The sequence below is a fragment of the Streptomyces plumbidurans genome, from assembly GCF_019857225.1.
Lineage (GTDB): Bacteria > Actinomycetota > Actinomycetes > Streptomycetales > Streptomycetaceae > Streptomyces > Streptomyces plumbidurans.
This window is the reverse complement of record NZ_JAFJSY010000008.1, coordinates 22,400-34,778: the sequence shown is the minus strand read 5'-3', so window position 1 is coordinate 34,778 and position 12,379 is coordinate 22,400. Positions and strand designations below refer to the sequence as shown.

Below are 12,379 nucleotides of genomic sequence, written 5' to 3'. Positions count from 1 at the left end.
GGAACCGCACGCGCCCGGGCTGAGCACCGGACCTGCTCAGCCCCGCCCGGCGTCCGTCGCGTCCTTCGTACCCGTCGCGTCCGTCGATTCCTTCGCTCCGACCAGACGCCGCAGAGGTCCGGTGATGGGCTGGGCCGTGAGGGAGGGGTCGACCAGGCGGTGCAGCACCAGGCCGTCCAGCAGCGCGGCGAAGACGACCGCGGTGGCCTCCGCGTCGTCCAGGCCGGCACTGGCGCGCAGCCAGTCGGCCAGGGCGGCGCGGAACTCGCGGATCAGGGCGGCCAGTTCGGTGCGCAGCCGCGGATGACGCGTGGCCGCGAGCAGCACCTCGGTGAACAGGACCGTCAACTGGTCGTCCGGGGTGTACCCCTCGGCCATCGCGAGCACCTGCTCCACTCCGGCAGCCGGGTCGATCTCGCGGCGCAGCGCCGCCAGTGACCCCTCCACCTCATGGCGCACCTCTCCGAGGGACGCGTCGATGAGCAGGTCCGTCACGGTGCTGAAGTGGTAGTGGACGAGGCCGGGACGCAGACCGGCCCGGTCCGCCACCTTGCGCGTCGTCACGGCGCCCCAGCCCTCCTCTGCGATGAGCTGGGAGGCGGCGTCGAGCAGCCGTACGCGGGTCTCCTTGCCGCGCTCGGCCGAGGTCGGGGTCACAGTGGCCCGGCCTCCTTTCGGGTCGAACGCACTGGGCGATCGTCTTGGACGTATGTCCAATTTAACACAGGAAGTTCCGGGGCATGTGCTGGGGTTATTGGGCCCGCTCCCGTACGACCCGGGCGATGTCCAGGCCGCGGACCATGCGTATCGCGGGTATCTGTGACAGCAGGGATGCCGCGAGCACGGCGGCGACGGCGGACAGCAACGTGCCCCAGCCCAGGGTGAGTTGGATGTGGAACATGTCGCTGCTGAAGGAGTCCAGCGCCTCCCACGCCGCGGCGGCTCCCGCCACCAGTCCCACGGGTACGGCGAGGAGAGTGGCGGTGAGGTTCTCCGTGGCGAGGATGCCGGCGATGCGACGCAGCGGAACTCCCGCCGCGCGCAACGTGGCCAGTTCACCGGTGCGTTCGGCGACATTGACGGTCATCGTCACATAGATGACGGTGAGGGCGAGGATCGCGCCGAGGACGAGCATCACACCGGCGAAGAGCCAGAACAGACCCAGGTACTTGTCGAACTGGCTGCGCAGTGCCTTGGCGTCCGTGTACGCGACCACGCCGACCATGTTGCTGATCGTGGCACGGGCGTCGTCCCGGGCGTGCTCGCTCACAGCGTGGTCGAAGCGCAGCTGGTAGGAGTCGGCACCGGCGCCGGTGAGGGCACGCGCGGTGGTGTCCGTGGCGTAGACGGACGTGCCGATCGGCTCGTCGAGCAGACCGGCGAGACGGGCCTGCCGGCCCTCTCCGCCGGGGGAGTTGACGGTGACCATGTCGCCGACCCGGACGCCCAGCCGGCTCGCGATCGCCTTGCCCGCGAGCACGCCCTGAGCGGGCAGGCTCGTCGTGCCGCCGCTCGGCGTACGGAAGCCGTGCATGACCGTGCCCTGCCGGTATCCGGTGAGCGAGGTGGCGTACGAGTGGCCGTGGGCCGAGACGGTCACCGGCACCGTGGTGACGGGTTCGACGCGGGCGACCCCGGGGACCTTGCGCAGGCTGCTTGCCAGGCCGGACGCGTGGGTGTCGGCGGTGATCGTGGCGTCCTCCTGCTGCACCGTGCCGTACTGCACGTTCACCAGCGACCGCATGCTGGTGATCATCCCGACGGAGGCGAGCACGAGGACGAGTGAGAGCACGGTGCCGGTCATGGTGGCCAGTGTCCGGCGCCGGCTGCGGGTCAGCTCGCGCAGTGCCAGCCGGGCGACGACCGGGATGCGGCGGGCCCGGGCGACCGTACGGCTCCATGGTCCGGGCGGTTCGAGGGTGCCGCCGTCGCCGCGCATGGCCTCGGCGGGCGCCTCGCGGGATGCCGCCAGGGCGGGGGCGATGCCGCCGACGAGGCCGACCAGCAGGCCGAAGACCAGACCGATCACCGCGACGGGCCAGCGGTGCTCGATGACGGTGTCCGGGACCTTCAGGGCGCTGGTGTAGGCGCGGGTGACCGCGTCCGTGGACAGGGTGCCGAGCACGAGTCCCACGACGGCGCCGGTCGCGCCTGCCACGGTGCCATGGCTGAGGTAGTGCTGTACGACGAGCCTGCGCGGGGCGCCCGCCGCGAGGAACGTGGCGATCACCTTGCGCTCGGACAGGACGAGACGGGTGATGAGCACATACGCGGCGACCGCGGCCGCCGCCAGGAACAACAGCGGGAACGTCAGGCCGAGTTGCTGGAATCCGGTCAGGTCCTCCTTGAGGGTGGCGACCGAGGCCTGTTCGGAACGGGGCGTGACGTCGACGGCGCCCGCCGCCCGCAGTTCCGCAGTCGCCCGCTTCGTGGTGGCGCTGTCGCGGTAGTCGTCGGTGAACCGCACGAGGGTCTGGCTCGCGGCGCTCGGCCCGGCCAGGCTGCGGGCGGTGGTCTCGGGGGCGAAGATCACGGCGAACGAGTGCGGGTCGTCGAGGGAGTCCTGCCTGCTGCGGGCGGGCCACAGATACTCGGCCGAGTCCACTACACCGCGGACGGTGACGGTGTGCCAGGCCGAGCCGTCGAACGCGCGCAACCGGTTGCCCGGTGACAGCTTGAAGGTCTTGGCGGCATGGCTCTCGACCAGGACGCCGGTGGGGTCGCCGGGATCGAGGTAGTGGCCGGAGGTGACGGCGACGCGGTCGACCGAGGGCTGGGCGCCGGCGGGCAGGCCGACGACCCGGCCCAGCAGCTTGTCGCCCCCGATGCGCAGCGGCAGATCGCCCTGCGTACGGCTGCTCACGGCGGAGACCCCGGACGTGTGCCGGGCTGCCGCCGCGACCTGCCGGGGGTTGCCGCCGGTCGCGGTGACGTCGGCGAAGCGCAGGCGGGCGTAGGTGCGGTCGTACGAGGCGCTGAGGTTCTGGTAGGCCTCGTAGCTGGAGATGAACAGCACGACGCCGACCATGACGGTGACCGCGATGGCGGCGAACTGGGGGAGCCGGCGGCGCAGGTCGCGGCGGGTCTTGGTGAGCAGGATGCGGTGCACGCCCTCACCAGCTCACGGCTGCCGCGTCGGCGGGCTCGGCATTGCGCTCCATGGACTGGATGCGGCCGTCGCGCATGGTGATGACGCGGTGCGCGATCGAGGCGATGGACGCGTTGTGCGTGACCATCAGCACGCCACGTCCCTGGCGGTTGGCCTCCTGCAGGAGGTTGAGGACGGTCTTGCCCGTGGCCACGTCCAAGGCGCCGGTCGGTTCATCGGCGAGCAGCAGGTCGGGATCGGTGGCGAGGGCGCGGGCGATGGAGACACGCTGCTGCTGACCGCCGGAGAGCTGGGCGGGGAAGTGGTCCATGCGGTCCGCGAGCCCGACCTGTTCCAGCAGCCGCGGCACCTCGGCGCGGTGCCCCCGACCGGTCAACTCGACGATGGCCTCCACATTCTCACGCGCCGTCAGCGTCGGGACCAGGTTGAAGAACTGGAAGACGAAGCCGACGCGGTCACGGCGGAAGGCGACGAGCTCCCTGGGCGCGCGGCCGGTCAACGTGGTGTCGGCGACGGTCAGTTCGCCGCCGTCGGGGGACTCGATGCCGCCGATCATGTTGAGGAGCGTGGTCTTGCCCGAGCCGCTGGGGCCCAGGACCACCACCAGCTCGCCCGGTTCGATGTCCAGGTCCACGCCGTCGAGCGCGTTGAGCTTCGCCTCGCCGGTGCCGTACGTCTTGGTGACCCCGCGCAGGCGTACCCCGCCGCGCGGCGCCGGGATCTTGAGCGCCCTTCCGTCCGCCATTCCGTCTCCCTCTCCGCCGTACGCGAGGCGCAGCAGTAGGCGCTCGTCGTCGGCTTGGGCGATCGCCTGGGGCAGTCACCTTGGTCGTTCGCCCTAACTGTAGCACCGAGGTCGTCTGCTGCGAAGGGGAGCGCACTGCCCCGGTCAGGCCCTGGTGGCGAGAGGCCGCCAGGCGTTCCAGGTGTCGAGACGTTGCCGGTAGGCGGCTTCCACGACGGGGTACGGGTAGTCGCCGAGGAAGAGCCGTAGCGGAGGGTCGTCGAGGTCGACCAGTTCGAGCAGGACATCAGCGGTTGCCTGCGGATCCTGCGGTGTGCGGGCGGTGGCACCGGCCCGGCGGGCCTCGCGGACGGGCTCGTACGCGGCGATCGGCTCGGTGTGCACCGCGGACGTACCGGACCAGTCGGTGCCGTAGGGGCCGGGTTCGACGATGGTGACGCGGATGCCGAGGGGGCCGACCTCCTGGGCGAGGGCCTCACTCATGCCTTCGAGCGCCCACTTGGAGGCGTTGTACAGCCCGAGGGTGGGGAAGGCGGCGAGGCCGCCGAGGCTGGACACCTGCACGATGTGCCCGCTGTGCTGGGCGCGCAGGATCGGCAGTGCCGCCTGTGTCACCCAGAGCGGACCGAACAGATTGGTGTCGAGCTGAGCGCGTGCCTGTTCCTCGGTGGTCTCCTCGACCATGCCGAACAGGCCGTAGCCGGCATTGTTGACGACCACGTCGAGGCGGCCGAAGACATCCGCGGCCCGTTGGACGGCGGCGGTGGCGGCGGCCCGGTCGGTGACGTCGAGGCGGAGGGGCAGTACGCGGTCGCCGTAGCGGTCCACGAGGGGTTGCAGGAGTTCGGGGCGGCGTGCGGTGGCGGCGACGCGGTCGCCGCGGGACAGGGCGGCGGTGGCCCAGGTCCTGCCGAAGCCGCGGGACGCACCGGTGATGAACCAGGTCTTCATGCCTCGACCCTCCGCGACCCGCGCACCGGCAGCCAGCACCCCGGGAGGGTTACCCTTCAGCCCATGGCGACCGACAACGCCCTGGGGGAGTTCATCAAGGCCCGGCGGGGACGGATCTCGCCCTCCCGTACGGACGTCACGACGCCGGGAAGACGCCGGGTGGCGGGGCTGCGGCGCGAGGAGCTGGCCCTGCTGGCGGGCATCAGCGAGCCGTATCTCGTCCGGCTGGAACAGGGCGTCGACCGGCATCCCTCACCGCAGGTCCTGCGGGCGCTCGCACAGGCCCTGGAACTGGACGCGGACGGCACGACGCACCTGTTCGCGCTCGCCGCCCCCGATCCCGTGGAACCGTCGCGGACCGAGGTCGCCGCCGACGTGCACCAGCTGCTCGACTCATGGGCCGGCACCCCGGCGTATGTGCGCAACCGGCGCTTCGACGTACTGGCCGCGAACAAGTGGGCGCGCGCACTCGCCCCGATGTACGAGCCCGGACACAACCTGGCCCGGGACGTCTTCCGCGACCCCGCGACACGGCGCCTCTTCCCCGACTGGCCGGACATCGCCGCGCAGACCGCCGCGGCCCTGCGCGCCGAGGCCGACCCGCGCGATCCCGCCACCGCGCGGCTGATCGAGGAGCTTCGGAGGGACGACGACTTCCGTGCCCTGTGGTCGCGGCACGACGTACGGCCCTCCCGCGACGAGCTCAAACGGTTCGCACACCCGGCCGTCGGGGAACTCGCCCTGCGGCGGCAGGCCCTGACCGTCGGCGGCGCCGAACAGCAGGTGATCATCGTGTATCAGGCGGCCCCGGGAAGCCCGTCGGCGGCGGGGCTGGCCCGGCTGATCTGAGGCCGGCGGGACGATTACTCGTGGGGTAATCGACGGTGAACGGGCCCACTGCCAGGATCAATGGCGTAACCAGTCCGGCACTTCTCGGAAGGGGACGGAATGTCCGCCTACGCCATAGCCCACCTGCAGGAAGCCGCCCCGCACCCGGAGATCGCCGACTACATCGAGCGCATCACGGCGACCTTTGCCCCGTACGGCGGCCGATTCCTGGTGCACGGTGCCCAGCACGAGGTCAAGGAGGGGTCGTGGCCCGGGCATGTGGTGGTGATCGCCTTCCCCTCGATGGCGGACGCGCAGGCCTGGTGGGACTCGGCCCCCTACCAGGAGATCGCACCACTGCGCGCACGGAACATCCCCGGGGACATCATCCTGGTACCGGGCGTTCCGGAGGACTACGACGCCACTGCCACGGCACGGATGATGCGCGCGACACTGCCGAACTGACGGCCCCGCCCCTCAGCCCCTACGGCACCACCACGACCTTCCCGGTGGCCTCGTTGTTCTCCATGTGCCGGTGGGCCGCGACGATGTCGTCCAGGCCGAGGACGCGGTCCACGTGGGGCCGGTAGAGGCCGGCCTCGACCTCCCGTACGACCCGCTGCAATACGGCTCTGCCCGCGCTGCCCCGGATGTCGTCGCTGTGGAAGGCGGTGAGCCTGGTCCCGGACGGGATCATCGCGATCGGCTCGAAGTCCGGGAGCGTCCATCCGCTGAGCGAACCGGTCACGCACACCGTGCCGCCGCGGCGGACCAGGTGCAGCGAGTCCACCACCGTGTTCGTCCCGACGAGATCAAGGACGTGGTCCGGTCCCTCGGGCCAGACGTCGCGCACACTCGCCGCCAACGACCCGCCGTCGTCGAGGAGTACATGACCGGCACCGGCCGCGGCCAGCGCGGCGATCTTGCTCTGCCGACGGGTCGTTACCGCCGTCTCGATGCCGTGGCCGGACGCGATCGAGGTTGCCGCCATCCCCACGGACGAGGTTCCGCCACGGATCAGCAACCGCCCCGCGCCACCCGGCATGATCCCCAACGCGTCCAGTGAACCCTGTGCGGTCAGATACGTCTCCGGCAGCGCGGCCAGGACCTCCCAGGGCAACGTGGTGGTGATCGGCATCAGCAGCGTGTTCGGCAGCAGCGCGTACTCCGCGTAGCCGCCGTCGAACGCCCGTCCCATCTCGCCCATCACCGCCGCGACGGTCGTCCCGTCCGGCACCTCGGGGTCGGTCGAGGCGGCCACGACGCCCACGCACTCGATCCCGAGCACACGCGGAAACGTCACGTTCGGGGAGTGCCCCTGCCGCGTCCTCAGCTCGGACCGGTTCAGACCCACGCCCTTGACCTGCACCAGGCTCCAGCCGTCCCGGACCTCGGGTACCGGAAGCTCGCGGATCTCCAGCACCTCAGGGCCGCCGGCCCTGACGCAGACCGCCGCCCGCATCGTCGTACTCATCCCTGACCACCTCGACAGTGAAGATCATCGCTCTTGCGTCCACTGTCGCCACCGAGCGGTGCGGCGGGCCACCGGTAGACTGCCACCTCATGCCCGTAGGCCGCCAAGCTCCCCAATCCGGTGCGACGTCACGGCTGTGGCCGTCCGGTGGGGCGCATCAATGGCCGTCGGGGGCGACGACGTCGGTGCAGTCCCACCCTCGCGGACATCTGGTGTACGCGGCCGGCGGCGTCCTGTCGGTGCACACGGAACGCGGCACCTCGATCGTTCCCGCGAACCGGGTGGCCTGGACTCCCGCCGGGTTCACGCACTACCACCGCGCGCACGGGCACACCGACATGCGGATCGTCTTTCTGCCCGCGTCCCTGGCCAGGCTCGTACCGAGCCGTCCCGTCGTGTTCCTCGTCTCCGACCTCGCCCGCGAGATGCTGCTCGCCCTCACGGGCCCACGCAACTACGACCCGGCAGCGGACTCCTACGACCGCGCCGCACACGCCCGGCTCCGTCGCGCCCTCGTCGACGAACTCCGCGAGGCACACGAGCAGCCACTGCAACTGCCAGAACCCCGCGACGACCGTCTGCAGGCCGTCGCGCGGATCCTGTACGAGGAGCCCGCGGACAACTCCTCACTGGCGGAACTGGGGCGCAGAACCGGGGCCGGTGCCCGCACGCTCAGCCGCCTGTTCCACGACGAACTCGGCATGACCTTCTACCAATGGCGCACCCAACTGCGCATCCACCACGCCCTCGTCCTCCTCGCCGACAACCACGACACAACACACGTCGCCCACGCCTGCGGCTGGTCCAACCCCAGCAGCTTCATCGCCGCCTTCAACGACATCATGGGCACCACACCGGGGCGCTACCGAACGAGCGAAGGACGCCGGGCGGCGCCTTGACGGGAGCCGCCATCGCGCACGTCTGATGCGGCTACCGGTCGTCGCCGCTGTGGTCGCGGACCCAGTTCCTGTGGGCGTTGGATCCCTCGCGCCCGGGAGAGAGCTTCAGGACGGCTCCGTCCTCGGTTTGCTCAAGACACGTGATCACATAAGGAGACCCGGTCAACGTGATCCGGATGCTGCCGTTGCCGTACTCCGTCAATTGGAGAGTCCGGCCGCCGGAGAGCAGGATGTCCCGCTTGTTCACCTCGGCCGGTCTTTCGTCAGCCTCAGCCATGATCGGATCTCCTTGCTCGGTGGGTCATCAAGTCCGTACTACACCTGAGTTGCGGCTCGGCGACGGCCCGTTTGAAGCAGTGCGTTCCGTACCACCGTAGGAACATGCCATCCGCTCCCGACAAGCCGTCCTCTCGAACGGCCGAAGCCTTCACGACTGGCTGCCTTCTGGTGCTCGTGCTGTTGGGGGACGTGTTCGCCCTGTTGTTGGTCGCCATCGTGCTCGCCGTACGAGGACTGGGCCGGACGGGCGGCGAGCCCCCGCAGGAGCCGAGGCCCTCCGGGCAGCCGCCCACGGATTGGTCGCCGGTGCTGGGGTGGGGGGTTCTAGGCGTGGTGGCAGCGGTAACGGGCCTTCTGTTCCTGCGTGTTGGCATTCGGTCCATCGGGACCGTGCAATTGGCAGTGGGCGTCGTCATGGCAGGCGCCGCGATCTCGGTGTGGCCCTGACCCTCCGAGCCGGGCGCGGCTATTGGCTGCGGCCCTCGTGGCGGACCCCACCGTCGTGACGTCGGACCTCACCGAGGGTCACCTGGCGGGGAAGCTTCGTGATCCGAGGCGTGACCGGGCGGGCGACGGGTCGGGTCGAGGACCCCTCGAAGCGGCTCGGGAAGGGGAACTTGCGCTCCAGGAACCCGTGGATGGCGGCCTGCGCCTCCGCTCTCGCCTCCGGAGGAGTGTCCACGTCGTTGAGGCAGAAGAAGTCGATGTCCTCGCCGGCGGTCAGCCGCGCCAGGCGGCGCCCCATGTCCGGGGACCCCAACTGCACGTAGCGGAAGCGGTAGTGGGCCGGAACGGCCCGACCGGTCGCGATGGCCCAGTGGTGGTGAAGCGTGGACGCGGGCGCGACGTCGGACGTGGAGCGGAAGCGCGAGTAGGAGGTGCGCTCCAGCTCGTCGATGCCGAGGCTCTCCATCTCCTGCATGACCGACAGCAGTTGGGGGTGCGGGGTGTGCAGCGACTTGTGCGTGACGTACCGGCCGTGGAAGCGCCTGATCACCTCGCGGGAGTTCTTGCCCGCGGAGTTCGGGGCCGGCTCCAGCGCGTGCGGAGATCCGAGCCCGAGCTTCAGCGGGGAGAGCGGGATACGCGCGATCCCGTTGCCGTGGAAGAAGTGCTCGGCCCGCACCGGGCGGTTGATGAAGACGTCGTCGTTGAAGTAGAGGTAGTGGTTCGACAGGCCCGGTATGTGGTGCAGACTGCTCTCGATCGCATGGGAGTTGAAGACGGGGAGTGCCGCCGCCGGGAGGATGTCCTGGTGGTCGACGACCGTCAGCCCCTCCGCGTCCGGGTTCAGCCAGGCCGGGATCTGCGAGTCGGTCACGAGGTAGACGTGCCGCACGAACCCGGCGTACATGTCCAACGAGCGCAGCGCGTACCTGAGTTCGTCGTGACTGGTGTAGCGCGAGGCGCCGGTCTCGCGCGGGGCGATGGCGTTGTCGTAGTCGTAGATCCGCTGATGGGCACGGCGTTTGGCGGCCATCGTGGGGTCGTCCCCGTCGACCCAGGTGAAGACCACGTCGACGGGGAAGCGCACCTCGTCGACGGTGGACTCGGCGAACGGCGCGAACGTCGGCACACGGCGGCGCGGACCGGTCAGCGCGGCGGGCTGCTGCGCCACCGCGGGGAGCACCTCGGAGACGGCGTTGCGGCGCGGGGCGACGAGCGCCGGGCCGTAGACGTCCCCCAACTGGCTGCCGGGCACGGTGAGCCAGAAGGGGTCGCTCCCCGGGGCGGTGCCCAGGTCCCGGCCGTGGCGCCAGAACTCGATGTCGCAGCCGGCCTCGGTTCCGCTGAGCACCTGCCCCGCGGGGCCGAGGCGCACGACGCCGGTCCGGAGCACCGACGCCTGCGCGAGAGCGCGGGGCAGACCTCCGTCGGCCCACAGCACCGCGCAGGTCACGGCACCGTCCGGTCCGACGGCACCGACGTACTCGGGCGTCCGCGAGAAACGCTGCGCGGCGCGGGCGAGCACCACCTCGCGGTACGACTCCTCGACGCCGATGACCGGCCGGGGCGTGCCGTCGCCCTGGTCGGAAGGGACCTGGAAGTACGGCACTCCGACCGACTCCAGCAGGGTGCAGACCCGCTCGAGGTCGGCCTCGTCGGCGTCCGCTGCGGTGTAGGAGGCGACCGTCGGCCCGTACAGCCGTAGCGGCCCGAACGCGACCGGGCGCAGCCCGGGGACCGCGGCCCGCAGACGTCGTCTGGCCCGCATCCTGCGCAGTGTCCAGAACCGGGCCCACAGTGCGAGCCGGAGGCGCACCAGCAGATCCCGGACGGCTCGCAGGCCCGCGGGCATCGCGGAGCGGTGGCGGATGTCCATGGAGGCGGCCCCGTCAGTTCCGCTTCTCGAAGGGACTGGGGAAGGGGAAGTAGTGTTCGAGGAACTCGCTCATCCGGACGCCGACCAACTCCCGTTCCTCCGGCGGCACATCGACGTCGTTGAGGCAGAAGAAGTCGAAGCGGCGGGTACGGCGCAGATCGTCCAGGCGCTTCTCGGCGTCCGGGCGGCTGATGTTGACGTACCGGAAGCTGAAGCTGCCCGGCACGCCGCGGCCGGTCATCAGCGCGTACTGGTAGAGCAGCGGCGCCGTCATCGCCACGTCCTGCGGGGAGCGGAAACGGGACGCGGTGGTGCGGCGGATGTCCTCCGCGAAGAGCTCCTCCAACGCCAGCAGAGTCTCGCGCTGCTGCGGCAGCGGGGTGTGCATGAAGTTGTTCGTGGTCATCCGCCCGAACTTCTCCCACAGCAGCCGACGGACGTTCTTGCTGGCGGAGTTGGTGGCCGTCTCCTCGGCGTGCGGCTTGCCGATGCCGATCTTGAGGGGCGAGACCGGCACCTTCATGAGCCCGCTGCCGTGGAAGAAGTGCTCCGCGGTGACGCGGCGGCCGACGAACACGTCGTCGTTGAAGTACAGATAGTGGTCCGACAGGCCCTCGATGTGGTGCAACCGGGTCTCGATGGCATGGGAGTTGAACACCGGCAGCACATCCGCCGGGAAGATGTCGCGGTGGTCGACGACGGTGATGCCCGGGGCCTCGTCATCGAGCCAGTGCGGCTTCTGCCCGTCGGTGACGAGGTAGATGTGCCGGACGAAGTCCGCGTACATGGCCAGCGAGCGCAGGGAGTACTTCAGCTCGTCATGGCTGGTGTAGCGGGAGGCGTTGATCTCCTTGTCCAGGATCTCGGCGGTGCCCCGCCCCTGGTAACGGGCCCGCTTGGCACGCATCTCGGGCTGCTCGCCGTCCACCCAGGTGTAGACGACGTCGACGGGGAACGTCACGTCGTGCACGGTCGGTTGGGTGAACGGCACAAAGCTCGGCAGCTCACGGTCGCCGACCTGCACGGTGGCCGGCTTCTGCTCGGAGGCGGGAAGCACGTCGGTGACGCCGTTGTTCCGGGGCGCGATCAGGGATTCGGCGAAGATGTCCGCGGACGCCTGCGGCTGGACCTTGGCCAGTCGGCGGGGCCCTTCCTCGGAGGCCATGAGCTCGGCCCCGTCCTCCCAGAACTCGACGTCGCAGGCGAGTTCGGGCCCGGCGAGCAGCTGGCCTGCGGGTCCCAGATGGTTCTCGCCGATCCGCAGCGTGGGCGCCGAGCGCAGGGCCGCGGGCAGCACTCCGTCCATGAACAGCGCGGGGTGCAGCAGTTTTCCGCCGGGCAGCGGTCTGCCGATGAACACGGCCTTGCCCGCGTTCTGCGCCTCCAGGGCGGTCAGGAAGCGCTCCCGGTCGACGGCGTTGACGCCGACCGTGTGACGGGTACGCGAGCCCGGCACCAGGAAGTGCGGGATGCCCTCCTGCTCCAGGGCGGCCACGACCAGGCCGAGATTGGAGGCGGCTGCCTCGACCGCGGTGAAGCCGGTCACGACGCGTCCGTAGAACTGCTGGCCGCGCACGGCCACCGGGCGCAGCACCGGGTCGGTGACCGCCGCCCGCCGACGGCGCCGCATGGTGCGCAACTGCCACACCCTCTCGGCGGCCTTCCGCTCGACTCGAGGTCGCATCCGCCGGGCAAAAGAGCGCACGGTCACCTTTTGAGCTCCTCTTCACCAACTCCTGTACGTACCTGCGATATCCAGACCGGCGGACGT

Annotated in this window: 12 protein-coding genes; 4 read left to right on the top strand and 8 right to left on the bottom strand. The window is 70.5% G+C overall.

What is annotated here, in order from left to right; all coding sequences use genetic code 11:
- Positions 1–36: 36 nt before the first annotated feature.
- The 4 genes from JYK17_RS06465 to JYK17_RS06450 form a co-directional block, all read right to left on the bottom strand.
- Positions 37–657 (bottom strand): TetR/AcrR family transcriptional regulator, encoded by a 621-nt coding sequence (locus JYK17_RS06465; RefSeq protein WP_108015053.1) that lies wholly within the window; start codon positions 655–657, stop codon positions 37–39.
- 94 nt (positions 658–751) lie between these two features.
- The gene (locus tag JYK17_RS06460) at positions 752–3,109 is read right to left on the bottom strand and encodes an ABC transporter permease (RefSeq protein WP_222809976.1); all 2,358 of its coding nucleotides are present in this window, start codon (positions 3,107–3,109) and stop codon (positions 752–754) included.
- Between the two features lie 4 nt (positions 3,110–3,113).
- Positions 3,114–3,854 carry an ABC transporter ATP-binding protein gene (locus tag JYK17_RS06455; RefSeq protein WP_108015055.1) on the bottom strand — a complete coding sequence of 247 codons (741 nt, stop codon included), beginning with the start codon at positions 3,852–3,854 and terminating at the stop codon, positions 3,114–3,116.
- A gap of 144 nt (positions 3,855–3,998) precedes the next feature.
- Entirely contained in the window at positions 3,999–4,805 is an 807-nt protein-coding gene (locus JYK17_RS06450; protein WP_108015056.1) for an SDR family NAD(P)-dependent oxidoreductase, read from the bottom strand.
- A gap of 63 nt (positions 4,806–4,868) precedes the next feature.
- Between JYK17_RS06450 and JYK17_RS06445 the strand changes: the two genes are divergently transcribed.
- Entirely contained in the window at positions 4,869–5,654 is a 786-nt protein-coding gene (locus JYK17_RS06445) for a helix-turn-helix domain-containing protein (protein ID WP_108015057.1), read from the top strand.
- Positions 5,655–5,753: 99 nt separating this feature from the next.
- Positions 5,754–6,098: a DUF1330 domain-containing protein gene (locus JYK17_RS06440; RefSeq protein WP_108015058.1), complete on the top strand. Its 345-nt coding sequence runs from the start codon at positions 5,754–5,756 to the stop codon at positions 6,096–6,098.
- Positions 6,099–6,117: 19 nt separating this feature from the next.
- On the opposite strand, the gene JYK17_RS06435 is transcribed toward JYK17_RS06440, so the two are convergent.
- The gene (locus tag JYK17_RS06435) at positions 6,118–7,107 is read right to left on the bottom strand and encodes a zinc-binding dehydrogenase (RefSeq protein WP_234547301.1); all 990 of its coding nucleotides are present in this window, start codon (positions 7,105–7,107) and stop codon (positions 6,118–6,120) included.
- A gap of 185 nt (positions 7,108–7,292) precedes the next feature.
- Here JYK17_RS06435 and JYK17_RS06430 point away from each other — a divergent pair, with 185 nt between their 5' ends.
- Positions 7,293–8,006, top strand: coding sequence for an AraC family transcriptional regulator (locus tag JYK17_RS06430; RefSeq protein ID WP_222809975.1), 714 nt, complete (start codon positions 7,293–7,295; stop codon positions 8,004–8,006).
- A gap of 31 nt (positions 8,007–8,037) precedes the next feature.
- Here JYK17_RS06430 and JYK17_RS06425 read toward each other — a convergent pair whose 3' ends face one another.
- On the bottom strand, positions 8,038–8,283 hold the full coding sequence (locus JYK17_RS06425) for a hypothetical protein (RefSeq protein ID WP_222809974.1): 246 nt from the start codon (positions 8,281–8,283) through the stop codon (positions 8,038–8,040).
- Between the two features lie 104 nt (positions 8,284–8,387).
- On the opposite strand from JYK17_RS06425, the gene JYK17_RS06420 reads away from it, so the two are divergent.
- Positions 8,388–8,732 (top strand): inner-membrane translocator, encoded by a 345-nt coding sequence (locus JYK17_RS06420; RefSeq protein ID WP_222809973.1) that lies wholly within the window; start codon positions 8,388–8,390, stop codon positions 8,730–8,732.
- 19 nt (positions 8,733–8,751) lie between these two features.
- Here the strand turns inward: JYK17_RS06420 and JYK17_RS06415 are convergent, their stop codons facing one another.
- Both JYK17_RS06415 and JYK17_RS06410 read right to left on the bottom strand, forming a co-directional pair.
- Positions 8,752–10,608, bottom strand: coding sequence for a stealth family protein (locus JYK17_RS06415; RefSeq protein WP_222809972.1), 1,857 nt, complete (start codon positions 10,606–10,608; stop codon positions 8,752–8,754).
- A 13-nt stretch (positions 10,609–10,621) separates the two neighbouring features.
- Positions 10,622–12,292, bottom strand: a complete 1,671-nt coding sequence (locus tag JYK17_RS06410; RefSeq protein ID WP_234547300.1) for a stealth family protein — start codon at positions 12,290–12,292, stop codon at positions 10,622–10,624.
- Positions 12,293–12,379: the final 87 nt, after the last annotated feature.